This is a genomic window from Streptococcus sp. Marseille-Q8145 (genome assembly GCF_965112035.1).
Window position 1 is genome coordinate 135,817 of the sequence record NZ_CBCOPQ010000005.1, and the last position, 17,994, is coordinate 153,810.

The 17,994-nt window shown below is 42.9% G+C and carries 18 protein-coding genes, 1 pseudogene and 1 riboswitch; of the genes and pseudogenes, 12 read left to right on the plus strand and 7 right to left on the minus strand.

The window, feature by feature from the left end; translation table 11 throughout:
• Positions 1-254: 254 nt before the first annotated feature.
• Positions 255-647 (minus strand): annotated as a pseudogene (locus tag ACWPVL_RS10430) (IS66 family transposase); the annotation flags it as partial.
• A 286-nt stretch (positions 648-933) separates the two neighbouring features.
• Between ACWPVL_RS10430 and ACWPVL_RS10435 the strand changes: the two are divergent.
• From ACWPVL_RS10435 to ACWPVL_RS10445, 3 genes are all read left to right on the plus strand, one after another.
• Positions 934-1,461 (plus strand): hypothetical protein, encoded by a 528-nt coding sequence (locus tag ACWPVL_RS10435; RefSeq protein WP_454388786.1) that lies wholly within the window; start codon positions 934-936, stop codon positions 1,459-1,461.
• A gap of 109 nt (positions 1,462-1,570) precedes the next feature.
• Positions 1,571-1,894, plus strand: a complete 324-nt coding sequence (locus ACWPVL_RS10440; RefSeq protein WP_454388788.1) for a hypothetical protein — start codon at positions 1,571-1,573, stop codon at positions 1,892-1,894.
• Positions 1,895-2,061: 167 nt separating this feature from the next.
• Positions 2,062-2,775, plus strand: coding sequence for a DUF6572 domain-containing protein (locus ACWPVL_RS10445; protein WP_454389026.1), 714 nt, complete (start codon positions 2,062-2,064; stop codon positions 2,773-2,775).
• A gap of 44 nt (positions 2,776-2,819) precedes the next feature.
• Here ACWPVL_RS10445 and pepT read toward each other — a convergent pair whose 3' ends face one another.
• Positions 2,820-4,043, minus strand: coding sequence for a peptidase T (gene pepT, locus ACWPVL_RS10450; protein ID WP_454388789.1), 1,224 nt, complete (start codon positions 4,041-4,043; stop codon positions 2,820-2,822).
• Positions 4,044-4,325: 282 nt separating this feature from the next.
• Between pepT and ACWPVL_RS10455 the strand changes: the two genes are divergently transcribed.
• From ACWPVL_RS10455 to ACWPVL_RS10470, 4 genes are all read left to right on the plus strand, one after another.
• Positions 4,326-4,958, plus strand: coding sequence for a copper homeostasis protein CutC (locus ACWPVL_RS10455; protein WP_454388791.1), 633 nt, complete (start codon positions 4,326-4,328; stop codon positions 4,956-4,958).
• Positions 4,959-4,969: 11 nt separating this feature from the next.
• The gene (locus ACWPVL_RS10460) at positions 4,970-5,641 is read left to right on the plus strand and encodes an MmcQ/YjbR family DNA-binding protein (RefSeq protein ID WP_454388793.1); all 672 of its coding nucleotides are present in this window, start codon (positions 4,970-4,972) and stop codon (positions 5,639-5,641) included.
• 112 nt (positions 5,642-5,753) lie between these two features.
• Positions 5,754-7,502, plus strand: coding sequence for an ABC transporter ATP-binding protein (locus ACWPVL_RS10465; RefSeq protein ID WP_454388795.1), 1,749 nt, complete (start codon positions 5,754-5,756; stop codon positions 7,500-7,502).
• Positions 7,499-9,238, plus strand: coding sequence for an ABC transporter ATP-binding protein (locus tag ACWPVL_RS10470; RefSeq protein WP_454388797.1), 1,740 nt, complete (start codon positions 7,499-7,501; stop codon positions 9,236-9,238). The genes ACWPVL_RS10465 and ACWPVL_RS10470 overlap by 4 nt, the downstream gene beginning before the upstream one ends.
• A gap of 42 nt (positions 9,239-9,280) precedes the next feature.
• Here the strand turns inward: ACWPVL_RS10470 and ACWPVL_RS10475 are convergent, their stop codons facing one another.
• From ACWPVL_RS10475 to ACWPVL_RS10485, 3 genes are all read right to left on the minus strand, one after another.
• Complete coding sequence (locus ACWPVL_RS10475) at positions 9,281-10,564, minus strand: aminotransferase-like domain-containing protein (protein ID WP_454388798.1); 1,284 nt, start codon at positions 10,562-10,564, stop codon at positions 9,281-9,283.
• Between the two features lie 138 nt (positions 10,565-10,702).
• Complete coding sequence (locus ACWPVL_RS10480; RefSeq protein ID WP_125381784.1) at positions 10,703-11,215, minus strand: transcription repressor NadR; 513 nt, start codon at positions 11,213-11,215, stop codon at positions 10,703-10,705.
• 38 nt (positions 11,216-11,253) lie between these two features.
• Complete coding sequence (locus tag ACWPVL_RS10485) at positions 11,254-11,778, minus strand: hypothetical protein (RefSeq protein ID WP_454388800.1); 525 nt, start codon at positions 11,776-11,778, stop codon at positions 11,254-11,256.
• A 207-nt stretch (positions 11,779-11,985) separates the two neighbouring features.
• On the opposite strand from ACWPVL_RS10485, the gene ACWPVL_RS10490 reads away from it, so the two are divergent.
• From ACWPVL_RS10490 to ACWPVL_RS10510, 5 genes are all read left to right on the plus strand, one after another.
• Positions 11,986-12,324 carry a zinc ribbon domain-containing protein YjdM gene (locus ACWPVL_RS10490; protein ID WP_454388802.1) on the plus strand — a complete coding sequence of 113 codons (339 nt, stop codon included), beginning with the start codon at positions 11,986-11,988 and terminating at the stop codon, positions 12,322-12,324.
• Between the two features lie 8 nt (positions 12,325-12,332).
• Positions 12,333-12,959 carry a Pr6Pr family membrane protein gene (locus ACWPVL_RS10495; RefSeq protein WP_454388804.1) on the plus strand — a complete coding sequence of 209 codons (627 nt, stop codon included), beginning with the start codon at positions 12,333-12,335 and terminating at the stop codon, positions 12,957-12,959.
• Between the two features lie 286 nt (positions 12,960-13,245).
• Positions 13,246-13,773, plus strand: a complete 528-nt coding sequence (pyrR, locus tag ACWPVL_RS10500) for a bifunctional pyr operon transcriptional regulator/uracil phosphoribosyltransferase PyrR (RefSeq protein ID WP_454388806.1) — start codon at positions 13,246-13,248, stop codon at positions 13,771-13,773.
• On the plus strand, positions 13,770-15,050 hold the full coding sequence (locus tag ACWPVL_RS10505; protein ID WP_454388808.1) for a uracil-xanthine permease family protein: 1,281 nt from the start codon (positions 13,770-13,772) through the stop codon (positions 15,048-15,050). The genes pyrR and ACWPVL_RS10505 overlap by 4 nt, the downstream gene beginning before the upstream one ends.
• Positions 15,051-15,106: 56 nt before the next feature.
• A complete protein-coding gene (locus ACWPVL_RS10510; RefSeq protein ID WP_045497159.1) occupies positions 15,107-16,024 on the plus strand; it encodes an aspartate carbamoyltransferase catalytic subunit in 918 nt (305 codons plus the stop codon).
• A 146-nt stretch (positions 16,025-16,170) separates the two neighbouring features.
• Here the strand turns inward: ACWPVL_RS10510 and ACWPVL_RS10515 are convergent, their stop codons facing one another.
• Both ACWPVL_RS10515 and ACWPVL_RS10520 read right to left on the minus strand, forming a co-directional pair.
• The gene (locus ACWPVL_RS10515; RefSeq protein WP_454388810.1) at positions 16,171-16,737 is read right to left on the minus strand and encodes a LytS/YhcK type 5TM receptor domain-containing protein; all 567 of its coding nucleotides are present in this window, start codon (positions 16,735-16,737) and stop codon (positions 16,171-16,173) included.
• Between the two features lie 4 nt (positions 16,738-16,741).
• On the minus strand, positions 16,742-17,719 hold the full coding sequence (locus tag ACWPVL_RS10520; protein ID WP_454388812.1) for a nucleoside hydrolase: 978 nt from the start codon (positions 17,717-17,719) through the stop codon (positions 16,742-16,744).
• 121 nt (positions 17,720-17,840) lie between these two features.
• A riboswitch (PreQ1 riboswitch) is annotated at positions 17,841-17,885 on the minus strand.
• Positions 17,886-17,994: the final 109 nt, after the last annotated feature.

Sequence of the window (17,994 nt, forward strand, 5' to 3'; positions counted from 1 at the left end):
CGGTAATCCGTTAGAATTCGATTTCGTCGTCCCACCTCCGCACAGTTGAGTAGGGCTGTAAAAGCTGATGAAATCAGCGTAGAGCCCACTAAACCACTGCGTCTTGCTCGACAATCCAAAGACAATTGAGAGGCTAGGACTTTTGTCCCAGCCTCATTTGTTTTGGAGAAGTTGCTATTAGCCTAATTGTAACCGCCCAATAACAAGGTATATTGAAAGAACGTTCCAAAGTTGATTTGACTCTGGAACGTTTTCTATTTGCACTTTTCCTGAATAGTTTCAGCCCATGGTAAATAAGCCTCTAGAATCTCCCTTTTTGCGTGTCTCTCCTCGTTAGGTAGATGGTCTAGAAGATAAGTCATGTATTTCTCTGAATCAAGTCCATGTCGCTTGGCCGTTTCCAAAAGGCTCAAAATAATAGCTGTCGACTTGGCGCCCTCAAAACTCTGAGAAAAAAGCCAATTTTTTCTGCCTATGACAAAGCTCTTTATCGCCCTCTCAGCTAGATTGTTGGAAAGGACTAAGTTACCGTCCGAGAGAACTGTTCGGAAGGTGCTTTCGTATTTGATGCTATACTCCAAAGCAGTGCCTAGTTTTGACCCTGACAAAACAGCCTGCTTACGACACCAATCAAAAAACTCTTCCATCCTAAGGAAACAAACGAGTCTCATTCTCAGCTCTATGGTGTCAGCCCAGATACTTTCGGATATAATCCAGCAAGCAGAAGCATCAGCTTTACTGGAGCAGATGGCCAGCTAAAAACTGTTTAGATTAGCTAAGCTTACATTTTGATGTAAAACAAGAATAAAACGAATGATGAAGACCAAGCCAAGTCTAAGACCATCATTCGTTTTTTATTCTCACAACCCTATACTTATTTGATTGATATTGTGTTAAAATAAACAGAGACTGATAGATGAAAGGATTGTCATCATGATAGAAAAAGAATTACCTATCAAAGAATATCTTAGAGTAAAAAAAGAAGCTATTTATAGTCGCCTTATATTCTTGCTAACGGCCGTTACAGGAGCTATTCTATCCTTTATTTTGATTCATTCAGGATCTAGGAATCTAATCTTTGAAAATGTTTCAATTGGCTTAGTTGTGTTTGCAGGTATTGTTATATCAAGGCCGTATTGGACAAAAAAGAAACAATACGAGAATCAGTATCCAGAATTGAAAGGAATGTCTACAAGAGGTGCTGAAGCTTCTGGGAATTTTTTTGGGAAACATCTGATTGTATATCCAGCCATTCTTGTTTATATGGTTTGGGCCTTTTTCGCTTCTTATCATCCTGTTCAAAATCAGGAGATAGTAGATATTGATCTTCCGACGATTAGTACAGAAACTGAGTATAGTTTGGATTTTCCAAAATCAGATAGTTCAGCCAGCACTGGAGACAGTCAAGGAGATACTCAATCAGATTCTTCGTCAATCATACAAAATGAAAGTGGGGAGTAAAAGTAGGAAAAGATCCAGCATTAAAAGCGAGAGTAATAGCTAACAAAGCAAAGAAAGCAAGATATGAGCGCGCAAAAAATGGCATTGCAAGTAAGGATTTAATAAATCTGTGATGGAATTTGGTGGGAATATTGGACCAGAAAAGGGACATTATGTAATGCCAAAATTTATATATGATAAAGCTGTATTGGCATCAGATGGGAATCCGAGAGTATTAGAGGAACTATTGGACTTAGATAGAGGGTATTTAGGTGATTCACCTCTTACTATTAATGTTAAAAATCCTAAAAATTTACGTATGCCGTCAGGCAATGAACCAGGTGCTTGGCAAGGTCTTTGGGAACCAGGAGGTTTTACAAAGGGCGGTATACCAGAGGCAGTTGTAGATCAATTTAAACCAGGTGATTATACAATAGGAAAGGTATTTGAATAGGTGTTTATATGACAACAGAAATTCAGCAATACAAAAATTGTACGATATTAAAAAACAACAATGATTATCAGATCCTTTGGAGTAGAGGGAAAGAAGTGCTTAACTATCCCATTAGCCAAGAATTAGCAGAACGTGTTTCAAAATCAGAAAAAGATTCTTTAGAAGTAATGTTTTATTGTGAACATCATCGTTGGCCAAAGGCAGATGAGTTAGATGATTATAATCATTCAGATACGATTGTACATAGAGGCGATGGATTTGTTGTATATGAGACAGATGGTTATTACGAAATTAGCTTCTTTAAAGAAATTGGAGGAGCCATGGGTCCAGAAGTTTGCTATCCTATCAATAAGGAACTGATGGATAAAGCATTTGAATCTTCTAGGGGAGCATATGAAGTCATGATTTATGCTGAAACAGGGCGCTGGCCCTTAAGTAAGCAAGATGATATTGATAGAAACTACATACGTAATCATCCTGAAACTATGCTACCAAATATAGAAGATCAACGTGAGTTGTTTGATGTTGAAGAGTTTAAAGCTCTTGTAAAAAAAGCCATCTCTTCAGAACTCAAGCCAACTGAACTTGATGCTATTGGTACAGTTGATAATCATTTAGAGCTTCTTCTGGTGGATCCAGTCGACTGGCAGGAAGAGATAGAAGCAGTCCATCTGGAAATTTTGCAAGAAAAAATTAACAATTATATTCACTTCCTCGAAAGCAAGCAGTATGTGGCACGATACGGCGATAACTTTGACAAAAAAGTCATCCATATCACCTTCCAATATTCTCCATCGGATAACGGCTTAGCTTTTCTAGCTGCTGCTCAGAAGGTATTGCAACCGACGGATATGAGTTTGAAGATAGAATTACCGGAGTGAGAAAAAACCATAGAAATTCCTCGTGAATTTCTGTGGTTTCGTTTTTAATCTTGATAAGAGACGATGCCAATGATGGTATCGACAGCGCGTTCCATGGTTTCTAGGCTGACATATTCGAAGCGGCCGTGCATGTTTTCACCGCCGGCAAAGAGATTAGGTGTCGGGATGCCCATAAAGGAAATTTTTGAGCCATCAGTGCCGCCACGAATCGGCTCGATAATCGGCTGGATGTCCAGATTTTCCATGACTGCTTTGGCGATATTGATCGGTGTCATGTCCTTTTCAATGACCTGCTTCATGTTGTAATACTGATCTTTGAGGGTCAGGATGACACGCTCGCTGCCCAGCTCTTGGTTCATCTTATCAGCGATGGCCTGCATAGCAGCTTTGCGATTTTCAAAAGCCTCTGTCTCAAAGTCGCGGACAATATAGCTAGCTTGGGCTTCTTCGACAGTCCCGGTCAGATTCATCAGGTGGTAGAAGCCTTGGTAGCCATCAGTCTTCTCTGGTCGGTCGGCTTCTGGCAGCTGGTTGTGGAAATCAATAGCCAGCTGGAGAGCATTGACCATCTGGTCTTTAGCAGTTCCCGGATGAACATTGCGACCTTGGAAGGTCAGTTCTGCTCCAGCAGCACTAAAGGTTTCGTACTGGAGCTCTCCTAGCGGTCCGCCATCTACTGTATAGGCAAAATCGACATCGAAGTCCTCAGCGTCAAACTTATCAGCCCCGATACCGATTTCCTCGTCTGGTCCAAAGCCAACTCGGATTTCTCCATGCTTGATTTCTGGATGGGCAGACAGGTATTCGATAGCAGTCATGATTTCAGCAATACCGGACTTGTCATCTGCTCCCAAAAGGGTTGTTCCGTCAGTCGTAATCAGGGTTTGGCCCTTGTATTTATGGAGACTGGCAAAGTCTGCAGGATCTAAGTTAAAGCCAGATTGTCCGAGCGGAATCACACCGCCGTCATAATTCTCAATGACCTGTGGCTGGATGTTTTCTGCGTTGAAGTCCGCTGTATCCATGTGAGAAATAAAGCCAATTTTGCGGGTAAAGCTAGGGTCGTTGGCTGGCAGAGTTCCAATCGCAAAGCCATTAGGCAGGTAGTAGACATTTTCCAAGCCGACTCGCTTCATTTCAGGAATGAGGACATTGTTAGCAAAGTCGACCTGACTCTGAGTGCTGGGTGTAGTAGTAGATGTTTCGTCTGAGCGTGTGTTGACCTTGACATAGGTCAGGAAACGATCTAAAAGATTAGGGTATTTCATAAAAGCTCCTTGTTTTCATAGATTAAGTCTATTTTAGCACAATCTTGAACAAAAGACATCCGTAAGTCAACATTTCTCTAGTTGAAAAGTCTTGGAAGATGGTCGTAGTGGAAATAACTGAAAATAAGATTTGTAAGAGTAGATAATAGAAAATTTTTGCAAGCCTATTAATATAAAATTGTTGAGAAAAGCAGTGGCAAATATGCTAGGGGTGCATGTTAGAGGAAATTTTGTGATATAATAAAAAGTAGAAAATCAATATAGTAAATAAGAGGTAGTGCCATGATTTATGAATTTTGTGCAGAGAATGTCACCTTACTAGATAAGGCTTTAGAGGCTGGAGCGAAGCGGGTTGAGCTGTGTGATAACCTATCAGTTGGTGGAACAACGCCTAGCTACGGTGTCATCGAGGCTGCAGTACGAATGGTCAAGCCTTATGATGCGACTGTGATGACCATGATTCGTCCTCGCGGTGGGAATTTTGTTTATTCAGATATGGAAATCGAGATAATGCTTTCGGACATTCAGAAGGCACGTGAGGCGGGGAGCCATGGCCTCGTTTTTGGTGTTTTAACAGAAAATAACGAGATTGATTATCCTAAGATGGAACGGCTGCTTGAAGCGGCTAAGGGGCTAGATGTGGTCTTTCATATGGCTTTTGATGCTATTCCTGCTGAGTATCAGTTCGGAGAGTTAGACTGGTTGGTTGAACATGGAGTGAAGCGGATTTTGACACATGGCGGGCCAGCGTTAGAGTCCATTCTAGAGCATTTGGCCTGGCTGGATGAATTGATTGAGCATGCGGCAGGGCGGATAGAAATTTTACCTGGTGGTGGGGTTAATCTGGACAATCGTGCCGAGATTACTGACACTTTGGGTGTTGATCAATTGCATGGGACCAGGGTGGTATTTTAGAAGGAAAATGGATGCTGGATTTATTTGACAGATACAGGCTGAAGGAAGAAAATTTGCTGGATTATGGCTTTGTCAGGGCTGATGCAGAATACAACTATTCGACTGAGATTATGGCTGGTGACTTCCAGATGAATGTGCTGATTTCCGATGGAAAGCTGGATTTTCAGGTGCTTGACTTGGATACAGGTGATGAGTACCGGCAGGTCAAGATGGAAAGTATGGCTGGAGAATTTGTCGGACAAGTCAGGGCGGCCTGCCAGGAGGTTTTGCTGGATATTCGGCAGCATTGCTTTGAGGAAGTAGGCTTTCTTTATGAGCAAAGTCAGCGACTGAGTAACTATGTGGCGACTACTTATCAGGGGCAGTTGGAGTATCTTTGGGAAAATTCTTCTCGTAAAAGCGCTAATAGAGCCGCTGTTTTTCGCCATCAGGATAGCAAGAAATGGTACGGAGCTTTTTTGACGACCGACTGGTCCAAGTTTGAAAAGGAGCGCAGTGGTGCGATCGAGGTTCTCAATGTCAAGAGTGACCGAGTTGCGGAACTTATTCAGCAAAAGGGAATTTTCCCCGCCTTTCATATGAATAAAAAATACTGGCTCAGCCTGCCCTTGGATGGAACTTTGCCCGACCAGCAACTTTTTGATTTGCTGGATACCAGCTTTGTCCTGACCAAGAAAAGATGAGCATAGTTTGCCTGAGTTTCATTTTTAGATGAAATAGCGTATAATAGAGATAGTGAGAAACGGACAGTCAGATTAAGGGCTGTCCGTCCTTTGTTTGGAATGAGGAAACGAAATGAATCTTATCAGAAAACTGGACTGGTTTTTTAAACTGGAGAAGCGACGTTATATGATTGGCATCTTGGCCTTGTCTCTGGTCAGTGTTTTTAATCTGATTCCACCACGAGTCATTGGGCAGGTTATAGACAGGATTGCAGGGCAGAGCCTGACTGCTGGAGAACTTGCTTATAATCTTCTCCTTTTGATTTTGTCCGCTTTTATCATGTATGGTTTGCGGTATGTCTGGCGGCTCTATATCTTTGGTACGGCCAATAATCTGGGGCGTATCTTACGCTTTCGGCTTTTTGAGCATTTTACGCAAATGTCGCCAAGTTTTTATCAAAAATACCGAACGGGTGACCTCATGGCTCATGCGACCAATGATATCAATGCGGTAGTCAGTGTGGCTGGCGGTGGTGTTATGTCAGCGGTAGATGCTTCTATTACAGCCTTGGTGACCCTCATCACCATGGTTTTGGTCTTGGACTGGCGGCTGACCCTGATTGCTATTCTTCCTCTGCCCTTTCTGTCTTGGGGGACCAGCTTGATTGGTCGGAAGAATCACGAGAGCTTTAAAGCGGCTCAGGAGGCTTTTTCTGATCTCAACAACAAAGTTCAGGAAAGCGTAGCGGGGATTAAAGTGACCAAGTCTTTTGGCTATCAGAATGCGGAGACGGAGTCTTTTGGAGCTATTAACCAAGAAGTCTATCAAAAGAATATTTTAGCTGCCAAGTATAATTCCCTGTTTGATCCCATGGTGCTGATTTTTGTCGGCTTATCCTATGTTCTGACCTTGATTTTCGGAGGAATGTTTATCTCCCAAGGTCAATTTACAGTCGGTGAACTGGTTACCTTTATGACTTATCTGGATATGCTGGTTTGGCCGCTGCAAGCGATGGGGTACCTAGTGAATATCAGCCAGCGGGGAGCTGTTTCTTATGAACGGATCGAACAGTTGTTGGCGGAGGAGTCGGATGTCAAGGAAGCCCAGCAGCCACTTGCCAGTATCCAAAATGGCCGACTGGACTATGAAATCGATTACTTTGCTTATGAGAACGAAGTGACTTTGAAGGATATTCACTTTACATTAGAAAAAGGGCAGACCTTGGGGATTGTAGGGCCGACTGGATCTGGGAAGACCACCTTGCTGCGCCTCTTGCTTCGGGAGCAGGATATTCAGGAAGGAGCAATTTATCTGAATGGCCACGATATCCGAGAGTATGCTCTTAAGGATCTGCGTGGTCTGATTGGTTATGTGCCTCAGGATCAGATACTCTTTGCCCTGTCCATTCGGGACAATATCCGCTTTGCCAATCCAGAACTATCAGAAGAGCAAGTCATCCGAGCAGTCCAACTTTGTGGTGTTTATGAAGATATTAAGGCTATGCCGAATGGTTTGGATACGCTACTTGGAGAGCGAGGCGTCTCGCTTTCTGGCGGTCAGAAGCAGCGTTTGGCTATGAGCAGAGCCCTCATCACTAATCCAGAAATTTTGATTTTGGATGATTCCTTGTCAGCAGTAGATGCCAAGACCGAGCATGTGATTTTAGAAAATCTCAAGCAGGAACGAGCTGGCAAGACGACCATTATCACTGCCCATCGTCTGTCAGCCATTGTCCATGCGGATTTGATCCTAGTGCTGGAGAATGGCCGTATTAAGGAACGAGGTAGCCACCAAGAATTGCTGGCAGCACAGGGCTGGTATGCTCAAACCTATCAAAATCAACAATTATATGAACGCTTTGAGGAGGAGTCTGCAAAATGACAAAACAATCAACTTTTAGACGCCTTCTAGATTATATGTGGCGCTACAAATGGATTAGCCTCCTGGCTCTAGTCTTTATTTTTGCGACAACTCTGGTGACGACGGCCTTGCCACTTTTGGCTCGTTCTTATATTGACCAGTTTGTCAGCCGAGAGGCAGCCTCAAGTGGTCTCTATCTGCTGGCAATTTACTATGGTCTCTTTCTTTTGCGGGTGCTCCTTACTTTTCTGGGGCAATATGCTTTTGCAAGGGTGGCCTACAGCATTGTCCGCGATCTTCGGCAGGAAACTTTTGCGAATATGCAGCAATTAGGGATGGCTTACTTTGACCAGACTGCAGCAGGGGCTATCGTTTCTCGCTTGACAAACGATACCCAGTCAGTGGCTGATATGTTTAGCAGCATTTTTTCTAACTTCCTCAGCTCCATGCTTATTTTGGTGGTGACAATCGTAACTATGTTGGCTCTGAATTGGCGGCTGACTCTGCTGATTGTCCTCTTTTTGCCTATCATGCTTGGTTCGATTATCCTGTATCAGCGGCTTTCCAATCGCTTGCTCAAGCAAGTCCGAGCTAAACTGAGCGACCTCAACGTCAAACTTTCTGAGAGTATTGAAGGGATGCGGATCATCCAAGCCTTTGGTCAGGAAAAGCGCCTGTTAGAAGAATTTGAAGAAATCAATGGGGAACATTTGGCTTTTAGCAATCGCTATCTGAATGTGAACAGCCTCTTTCTACGCCCTGCTATGTCCTTGCTGAAAATTTTGGCTTATGCTCTTATTCTGACTTATTTTGGCTTGAGCTGGCAAGTAGCTGGAGTGACTGCAGGTGTCATGTATGCCTTTATCCAGTATGTCAACCAGCTTTTCAATCCCTTGATCGATGTCATGCAAAATTACTCTGTTCTTCAAACTTCTATGGTAGCAGCGGAGCGCGTTTTTGAACTGATGGACCGTAGAGACTTTGAGCCTGAGCAAGCAGAAGAAGGACCTGAGATTCAGGCGGGCAATATTGACTTTCAGCATGTGAGCTTTTCCTATGACGGAAAAAGAGAGATTCTAAAGGACATTTCCTTTAGCGTCAAGCAAGGTGAGACGATTGCCTTTGTCGGGCCAACGGGGTCGGGAAAATCCTCCATTATCAACCTTTTTCTGCGCTTTTATGAATTTGAAAAAGGTAGGATTCTTATCGATGGCAGAGACATCGGAGACTATAGTCAAGCAGAGTTACGCCGCAATATCGGTCTTGTCTTGCAGGATCCCTTTCTCTACCACGGCACCATTGCCTCCAATATCCGCATGTATCAGGAGAGTCTGTCACAAGCAGAGGTAGAGGAAGCAGCTCGCTTTGTCGATGCCCATGACTTTATCAGCCAACTGCCTCAGGGATATGATAATCCAGTTACTGAACGCGGGTCCACCTTCTCTAGTGGCCAACGACAGCTTTTGGCTTTTGCCAGAACCATCGCAACCAAGCCTAAAATCCTGATTTTGGACGAAGCCACAGCCAATATCGATTCGGAAACTGAGGAGTTGATCCAGCATTCTCTCCGGAAAATGCGGCAGGGTCGAACCACTATTGCCATTGCCCATCGGCTGTCCACGATTCAGGATGCCAATTGCATCTACGTTTTAGATAAAGGGCGCATCATTGAGTCTGGTAGCCATGAAGAGCTTCTAGCACAAAATGGGACCTATAAGAAAATGTATCAGCTGCAGGCAGGGATGATGGATGCCTGATAAACAAGGAGAAATTCAAACAAAAGTTGTAGGACAATATGCCTACAACTTTTTTAGATAGTCTTTCAATTTTTCCAGATTTTCCTTTAAATCATCAAACAGTAGCTTAGCATAGTAGTAGGGGCAGGTCTGAATGTAGCTACTTTCAAAAAAGTCCAGCGGCAGCTTGCTATGTTTGAGGGAGCTGACTGATGAGAGGGATTGCAGGTCAAAAATCACGCCATCGGTTGTCAACTGGTGGGGTAGAGGGAAATGAAGTTCGTCCAAGAGGAATTGTGCCTTATTTTTTTCAACTTCCAGTTGGTTCAATAATGCCAGACGATTCTTTTCAAACATCAGATTGTCAATATAGAGGGAGAGAGCTTTTTGCATGATGAGGTTACTGTCGTAGTCAACCGCTTTTTTATAGGACAGAAAGGTCTCTCGAATCTGAGGTGGCAGAGCCAAAGCAGTGATGCGCAGGGCGGGAAAAAGACTGGTGGAAAAAGACTTGATATAGAGAACATGCTGGCTGTCATCTAGATAGTAAAAAGGCAGTTCTCGCTTGCTATCAAAGTCGGCCAGATAGTCATCTTCAACGATATAGACATCATAACGCTCAGCAAGGGCAAGGATTTCTTCCTTTTCCTGACGGCTGTAGGAATGTCCTAGTGGATAGTGGAAACGGGGAATCGTATAGAAAAACTTGATTTGCCCTGTTTGAAAAATCCTCTCTAACTCTTTTAGGTCAATCCCAGACGGCTTACGCTCTATGGTCTCATAAGGCAGTTTCTGATTTAGCAGTAAGTCGTTGATCCGATGGTAGGTGGGCTGTTCCACCAGAATGGTCTCTTTGCTATTAGGAAAGTCGATCTGAGAGAGAATGTAGAGGGCTTGTTGGGTACCGGAAGTCAGAATCAGATTGTCTGCAGAAGTGTAGACCGCGGAGTCCAAGAGCAAGCGCTGGACCGACTGTCGCAGATCCTCCAGTCCTTCTTGCTGGGAGTAGTAGTTAAAAAGATAGTTTTCTCGACCGATCAGCGTTTCATTGACACAAAGGCGGAAGTCTTCATAGGCTTGATGGCGGTCGTCTGTCACAGCCAGCTCAATATCTTCCTTTTTGTTTTGGTCATTTTCCAAGACATAGTAGCCGCTCTTAGGCACGGCATAGATATACTTTTGATAACGAAGCTCAATCAAGGCCTTCTGGGCAGTATCCTTGCTGCATTGGTAGCGGTCTGCCAGCTTGCGGACGGAGGGAATCTTTTGCCCCCTAGTAAGTCTTCCCTTGTCAATGTCCCTAATGATTTTATCCATGATGATTTGGTATTTAGCTTTTGCTGCCATTCTGTCCCCCTACAGATTTCTTTCTCTTATTTTACCTTATTTCGAGGAAGTTGACAAAGTTTCTTGTTCATTTAAAATATAAAAACCAGCCTTGAATTCCCTTCAAAACTGGTTCAATCTACAATATTATCCTTATGCCTATTCTTGCAGAAAGCCCAGTGTAGCTAAGGCTTCCTCGATATAGTCTAGGTCCTGTTGAGAATCTGCCTCGATTAAATGGTAATGAATTCCATTTGTTAGCTCGGATAAGGCACGAAAATCGCTCTCTGAGACTTGCTCTAAAAATTGCTGCACATCGCGACGACAGGTCAATTTCAGATAGGTCTGGATTTCCCCATAGACAGGATGCTCAATCATGATATTTTGCACCCGCCCGCCATTATCAACGATGGCCAAAAGTTCGGCTTCAATATCGTCCGCCTTGTGTTTGAGTTTAAAAAGTCTGTGAAAATGAGCGGGTTGATTGCTTTCTTTATAGAGATAGCCCCTATTGGTACTGATAATGGGAGTGCCATCGGCTCGCAGCAGAGCAATATCCTGAACGATAATCTGACGAGTGACATGAAATTGTTCCGCCAAAAATTGTCCATTTAAAGGTTGCCGAGCTTCTTTTAAAAGCTCTAATAAATCATTTCTTCGTTTTTTTGTCATAACTTCATTGTAAATCAAAACTTTAGAAGATTCAAGGTTTAACGAATCTTTTTCAGAGCCTGATAGACAAATTTTGCAATGACAAAGTCCACCATGCTGTGAATGATTGTTCCAAATCCGACTAAAGCGAAGAGGATATAGAAGGCATTGGCCGGATAGTCTGTCGTTGTGTAAAAGAGAATGCAGACCACTACCTCGCCAAAAGCATGAATCAAGGCCAGGACGAAATTAAAGATCCAAATCTTTTTCTGACTATCCAGTGTTTCAGGATACTTTTGCAGGTAAAGAGCGCCGATAGTCCCGAAGAGCAGGTGAGACAGGGCTCTCAGTGTGATGATGAAAGGGAGACTAGACATGGCAAATCCAATAGTAGAGCCGAGGACGACAATCACTGTCATGAGTGGTGAGATGAACATGGCCAGAAAGATTGCAACGTGGCTGGCTAAAGTGAAGGAAGCGGGCGGAATGACAATCTTAATCGGCATAACCAGCGGAATAACGATGGCTAGGGCAGTCAAGAAAGCGGTCAGTGTCATAAACTGATTTTTGGATGTTGGTTTCATAATAAACTCCTTTTATCTACTGTATATACACTAGAATAGTACATTGTTTTGTCATAAAAGTCAAGAAAGTTTTTTGAAAACAAGTGATTTTCTTTGCCCATTTGTCAAATAAGATAAAATATCGTATAATAAGACGGTAAAATATGGCTGTCATTCGATTCTTATTTTTTTCTGAATGTCTGCCCACTTATAAGGAGAAATGAATTAATGAATAATTTGCCAAATTGTCCAAAATGTAACTCAGAATACGTTTATGAAGATGGTGTCCTCTTGGTTTGTCCAGAATGTGCTTATGAATGGGATCCTGCAGAAGTTGCAGCAGGAGAAGCTGGTCCAGTGGCTATTGATGCAAACGGAAACCAGTTGGCCGATGGGGATACAGTTACCTTAATCAAGGACTTGAAAGTCAAAGGTACTCCTAAGGATCTCAAACAAGGAACGCGCGTGAAAAATATCCGCATCGTCGAAGGCGACCACAATATTGACTGTAAGATTGACGGATTTGGTGCTATGAAGCTCAAGTCAGAATTTGTCAAGAAAATCTGAGAAGCGCTATGAATAAAAAAATAATTCTTTCTTATCGCCTTCTTCTTTTGGTTTTGGCTTTTGTAGGGGTCTATCTGGAAATTGCTAAACTTGGAGTGGGAATGCTAATGTACTACACGGTCTTGTCTAATCTTCTGGTTCTGTTATTTACCGCCTATCTCATTTTTAGAATGTGGACGAACAATAATTGGGAGAGTTCCAAGCTGTTGCGCGTGAAGGGTGGTGTGACCATGTGTATCATGATTACCTGCGTGGTCTATCACTTGCTCCTAGCTCCGATTGCGACCGATTTTTATCGCTTGGAAAATTTCCTTTGCCATTACATTGTGCCACTCATGTTTTTCTTTGATACTCTTGTATTTGATAAAACCCGACAGTATCGTTGGTTTGATCCCATTTCTTGGACAAGTGTTCCGCTGATTTACATGATTTTTGCCCTTATTAACGGTTTTTTCTTGAAAATTGATATTCCGAATGCTAAGGATAAACCCTTTCCCTACTTTTTCCTTAATGTCTATAAGCACGGTTGGCCTTATGTTATCAAGATGTGCTTGATTATCTTTGTGGCTTATCTGGTCTTTGGTTATATTTTTTACGGAATCAAATCTATCTCATTTTCAAAGAAGAAAGCTTAGAGTATTATAGTGGGAAATAGAAAACAGATGTTCTCTGTTTTTTATTTTGTTGAAATGGATTAGCAATTTCTCATGAAAAAAGTTCATTTTTTTCTTGAAATGGAATTAAAATTGTGGTATAGTTATAAACAATTAAATAGTCCTTTAATTCTATCCAGAGAGATAGGCAAGGAGCAAAGTAAAAATGATGGGTGGAGTGTGACAAGTGCGTCTTGTTTCAGCCTGTCTCTATTTTCTGAGGTCTCCTTGCAAAAGGAGGCTTTTTTAATGTTTTTAGGAGGTTTAGATGAAGACAAAGGAAGTTGTCGATGAGATCACTATGAATCGTGCCATCACGCGGATCACCTATGAAATCATCGAGCGCAACAAGGATTTAAGCCAAATCGTTTTGGCAGGCATTAAGACCAGAGGGGTTTTCATTGCCAAGCGGATCCAGCAAAGACTGGCTCAGCTAGAGAAAATTGAGATTCCAGTTTGCGAAGTGGATACAAAGCCCTTCCGAGACGATATCAAGGTCAAGGAAGACACGACAGTGATTCCAGTTGACATTATTGAGCGTGAAGTGATTATTGTTGACGATGTGCTCTATACAGGTCGGACGATCCGCGCAGCCATTGATAATCTTGTCAGCAATGGGCGACCATCACGTGTTAGCCTCGCTGTTCTAGTGGACCGCGGGCACCGTGAGTTGCCGATTCGGGCAGACTATGTTGGCAAAAATATTCCAACGAGCCACCTTGAAGAGATTATTGTTGAAATGACTGAAAAAGATGGTCAGGACCGAGTTCTGATTGTAGAGGAGGAGACAAGATGAGTCAAGAAGTTAAATACGATGTCCATGATATGCCAAAACCTGGCTTACTCTTAGGACTTTCATTCCAACATTTATTCGCTATGTTTGGGGCGACAGTGTTGGTTCCGATTCTGGTGGGAATTGACCCAGCGGTAGCCCTGTTTTCAAGTGGTTTGGGAACGCTGGCCCACTTGACAGTGACCAAGTACAAAATCCCTGCTTATATGGGCTCCAGCTTTGCTTATATCGCTGCCATGCAAATCTTAATGAAGACAGATGGGATTGCTGCGGTTGCGCAAGGTGCTATCACGGGAGGTTTGGTCTACTTCATCGTTGCCCTCATCGTGAAATTCGCAGGAAACGCCTGGATTGATAAGATTTTGCCGCCAGTAGTGGTGGGGCCGATCATCATGGTGATTGGTCTGAGTCTAGCGGGTACAGCCGTTGGCGATGTGATGTATAAGACCGTTGGAGACCAGAAGGTCTACGACATCACCTACTTTGCTATCGGGATGGTAACCCTCCTCTGTGTCATTCTATTTAACATATACGGTAAGAAAATCGTTGGTATTATTCCAGTTCTGCTGGGCTTGATTGTTGGCTATATCTTCGCTCTGATTGTTGGATCGGTGACAGGTCAGGAGATTATCTCTTTTGCCAACGTGACAAAAGCTTCTTGGTTCCACGTTCCGCCGATGAATCTTCCGTTTATAGATTATGATTTTAAATTGTATCCAAGTGCAATCCTAACAATGGCACCGATTGCCTTTGTAACGATGACAGAGCACTTTGGGCATGTAATGGTTCTGAATAGCTTGACAGGCAAGGATTTCTTTAAAGAGCCTGGTTTGGATAAGACTTTAGCTGGAGACGGTCTGGCTCAGGTTATCGCGGGTATCTTTGGTGCTCCGCCAGTAACCAGCTACGGTGAAAATATCGGGGTTATGGCGCTCAATAAAATCTACAGTGTTTATGTGATTGCTGGTGCTGCTGTATTGGCTATTGTCATGAGTTTTGTTGGGAAAGTATCTGCCTTGCTCCAATCGATTCCAAGTCCAGTTTTGGGTGGCATTTCCATCGCCCTCTTCGGGGTAATTGCTTCCAGCGGTTTGAAAATTCTGATTGAAGCACAAACCAATTTTGACAATAAAAAGAACCTGCTGATTGCCAGTGTCGTTCTGGTATCTGGTATCGGTGGTCTGACCCTGCAACTATCAGGTCTGCAAGTTTCAGGGGTTGCCTTGTCAACTGTTCTCGGAATTGCCCTCTACCTCATCCTGCCAGAACCTAAAAATTAGGCTGACGAGATTGCTACATTTGTCCAAAGTTTTTAATAAAAAAGGAGTATAACATCATGTCATCAAATCAAATCGCACTTAAAAATCTTGTATCTATGGAACACCTTACGAACGAAGAAGTAATGGCTTTGATCAAGCGCGGGATTGAATTTAAAAACGGCGCAAAGGTTCATTATGATGAGCAGCATATCGTTGCAAATCTCTTCTTTGAATCTTCAACACGGACTCACAAGGCTTTTGAAGTAGCAGAATTAAAACTTGGATGCGACCTGCTTGACTTTGATGTCAAGACAAGCTCAGTCAACAAGGGAGAAACCTTGTACGACACGATTTTGACTATGTCAGCTCTCGGTGTAGATGTCTGTGTCATCCGTCACCCTGAGGTGGACTACTATAAAGAATTGATCGAAAGCCCAACAATTACAACTTCTATCGTAAATGGTGGTGATGGTTCTGGTCAGCACCCAAGCCAAAGTTTACTTGACTTGATGACAATTTACCAAGAATTCGGTCATTTTGATGGTTTGAAAGTAGCTATCGCTGGTGACCTTGATCACTCACGTGTAGCCAAATCTAATATGCAAATCTTGAAACGTCTCGGTGCTGAGCTTTTCTTTGCTGGTCCAGATGAGTGGAGAAGTGCGGAATTTGCTGACTATGGTAAGTTCGTAACGATTGACGAAGTTATTGACCAAGTGGATGTCATGATGTTTCTCCGCGTACAGCACGAACGCCATGACTACAACTCCATTTTCTCTAAGGAAAATTATCATAAACTCCACGGTTTGACGCAAGAGCGCTATGACCGTATGAAGGATACCGCTATCTTGATGCACCCAGCGCCTGTCAATCGCGATGTAGAAATTGCAGACCATTTGGTTGAAGCTCCAAAATCTCGAATTGTAGAACAAATGACAAATGGCGTCTTTGTCAGAATGGCAATCATTGAGGCTGTTCTCAAAGGACGAAACTAATCTCAAATGTAGCTTTGGAGTAGGATTGGACTCTAGAAGGGTCTGTCTACTCCTTTTTTATAACTTGACATTAAAGACGGATAAAAGACAAATGTTAAACTAAAAAGAACTACTCGAAATCACTGTTTCTGAGTAGTTCTTTTGATTTATGCATTGTTGGATTTTGCAAAGATTCTGGGGCTGACTTTTTTGAGTTGTGGGATGAAGGCAAGACTAACCCCAATAACGATGAGGCGGTCTGCATAGTCGGTCAGTGCTTGGACAATGATGGTACTGGTGACCAAGTCTAAGCCTAAACCGTGTAAACCTTGAACGATAATACTAGATCCGCTTGGGGTAATTCCGTTGAAGACTATCACAGTGATCAGAGAGGCCAAAGCAGTAGCTGGCAGAGAGACTAGAACCGTTTTCCAGAGGAGGTTTAGTCTTGGTTTTGAATCAGCAGTGAAAAAGACCGAGACAAGCAGAGCCAAAAGAATGGCTACTGGAGAGAAATAAATAGCAGAAATGTCCGTTGTAAAAGCGCTAATAAGAGCACTGGCAACCGCAGTTCCTACTCCCCAAATAGGTCCTAAAATGAGGCTAGCCAATATCGTTCCAAAAGTATCCAAATAAACAGGAAGTTTTAGAAAAAGGGCAATGTTAGCTCCGATATAGTTTAGAGCGATGCAGATAGCTGTAAATGTGATGGTAAATGGTGTTGTTTTTTTCATAATTTTATCCTAAATTTAAAGTTTCTAGATCTTGGCAGATGATTTCCTTTGACGTGTTGAGTATCACGGAGAGAAAATCCTGAAAGAAGAGGTGGCTGTTTACTTGGGTCAGCACCTTAGCATTGGCTTGCTTACCATAAAAATGATAGGCATCAACCAGCGTTTGTCCCATGGCAATGCCTTCCGTTGCAAGATCGACGAAGGAGTTAAAGCCTTGGCAAAGGTCTCCATGCAGGAAATGGGCAACAGCCAATGGATCGTTGATGACACAGCCGATGATATGTTCATACTCCCAATGAAAATCCCAGTAAAAACGCGTGATTTTTCCGACAAAGTCGGCGACTTCAGGATTGATAAAACGCATATATTCCAAGAGATTGGGTGTCAAGACAATCTTTCGAGTGACATCTAGACCGACCATTTCGATCTTCTTTCCAAGTTTTTCGTAGGTTTCTTGGGCTGCATGCGGATCGCACCAGTAGTTGTACTCCGCTACGGGTGAACAGTTGCCGTGCGATTTGTAGCTGCCGCCCATACTGACAAAACGGTCTAGATGCTGCCCAAGGTTAGGATTTTTCCTAAGAGCCAAGGCAATATTGGTCAAAGGCCCCAGTGCAATGATGGAAGTGTCACTATTTTTCTGGAAATAGTCTGCCAGATAGTCATAAGCTGCTTGTGGCTGGGCTTGGGTGGAACTGCTTCTTGCTATCCCGCTTTCCCCCAATCCATCCATGCCGTGGGTATCCTGAGCGGAGACGAAATCACGAACCAAGGGCTTGTCGGCTCCTGCATATACTGGAATATCTAGCCGATTCAGCCTTTCCAGGATTTTAAAGGCATTTTCAAGACCAAGTTCCACTGGGACATTTCCAGCGACTATGGTCAAAGCAACGACCTCTAGTTCAGGGTGTTGCAGGGCATAGAGCAGAGCTAGGCTGTCGTCTATGCCAGGATCGCAGTCAATAATAACTTTTCTTTTCATAGGTCCTCCTTTTGAGAAATAAAATAAGGCTGAAACCTCAGTCTCAACCTCTCAGTTAGTTCTGCCAAAGTGGCAGGACACCAGAAAAAACTATGCGCAATTACATTACTTTAGAATATAAGGGTACTTAGTTTTTTATACTGGGAAGTTTGCGAACCAGTCCAAAACAAGTGTTTTGAATTATGCATTTACTATCATAAAGAAAAATTTCCTAAAAGTCAATGGGAAGGGGGACAAGAATAGTCAGTCTTTTGACTTTATGATATAATAAGTAA

Excerpts from the sequence above, each read along its gene's own strand:
- ACWPVL_RS10480 (WP_125381784.1), bottom strand. The coding sequence starts at position 11,215 with ATGACAAAAAAACGAAGAAATGATTTATTAGAGCTTTTAAAAGAAGCT.
- pepT (WP_454388789.1), bottom strand. The coding sequence starts at position 4,043 with ATGAAATACCCTAATCTTTTAGATCGTTTCCTGACCTATGTCAAGGTC.
- ACWPVL_RS10445 (WP_454389026.1), top strand. The coding sequence starts at position 2,062 with ATGTTTTATTGTGAACATCATCGTTGGCCAAAGGCAGATGAGTTAGAT.
- pyrR (WP_454388806.1), top strand. The coding sequence starts at position 13,246 with ATGAAGACAAAGGAAGTTGTCGATGAGATCACTATGAATCGTGCCATC.
- ACWPVL_RS10465 (WP_454388795.1), top strand. The coding sequence starts at position 5,754 with ATGAATCTTATCAGAAAACTGGACTGGTTTTTTAAACTGGAGAAGCGA.
- ACWPVL_RS10460 (WP_454388793.1), top strand. The coding sequence starts at position 4,970 with ATGCTGGATTTATTTGACAGATACAGGCTGAAGGAAGAAAATTTGCTG.
- ACWPVL_RS10505 (WP_454388808.1), top strand. The coding sequence starts at position 13,770 with ATGAGTCAAGAAGTTAAATACGATGTCCATGATATGCCAAAACCTGGC.
- ACWPVL_RS10515 (WP_454388810.1), bottom strand. The coding sequence starts at position 16,737 with ATGAAAAAAACAACACCATTTACCATCACATTTACAGCTATCTGCATC.
- ACWPVL_RS10485 (WP_454388800.1), bottom strand. The coding sequence starts at position 11,778 with ATGAAACCAACATCCAAAAATCAGTTTATGACACTGACCGCTTTCTTG.
- ACWPVL_RS10435 (WP_454388786.1), top strand. The coding sequence starts at position 934 with ATGATAGAAAAAGAATTACCTATCAAAGAATATCTTAGAGTAAAAAAA.
- ACWPVL_RS10490 (WP_454388802.1), top strand. The coding sequence starts at position 11,986 with ATGAATAATTTGCCAAATTGTCCAAAATGTAACTCAGAATACGTTTAT.
- ACWPVL_RS10470 (WP_454388797.1), top strand. The coding sequence starts at position 7,499 with ATGACAAAACAATCAACTTTTAGACGCCTTCTAGATTATATGTGGCGC.
- ACWPVL_RS10495 (WP_454388804.1), top strand. The coding sequence starts at position 12,333 with ATGAATAAAAAAATAATTCTTTCTTATCGCCTTCTTCTTTTGGTTTTG.
- ACWPVL_RS10455 (WP_454388791.1), top strand. The coding sequence starts at position 4,326 with ATGATTTATGAATTTTGTGCAGAGAATGTCACCTTACTAGATAAGGCT.
- ACWPVL_RS10520 (WP_454388812.1), bottom strand. The coding sequence starts at position 17,719 with ATGAAAAGAAAAGTTATTATTGACTGCGATCCTGGCATAGACGACAGC.
- ACWPVL_RS10510 (WP_045497159.1), top strand. The coding sequence starts at position 15,107 with ATGTCATCAAATCAAATCGCACTTAAAAATCTTGTATCTATGGAACAC.
- ACWPVL_RS10475 (WP_454388798.1), bottom strand. The coding sequence starts at position 10,564 with ATGGCAGCAAAAGCTAAATACCAAATCATCATGGATAAAATCATTAGG.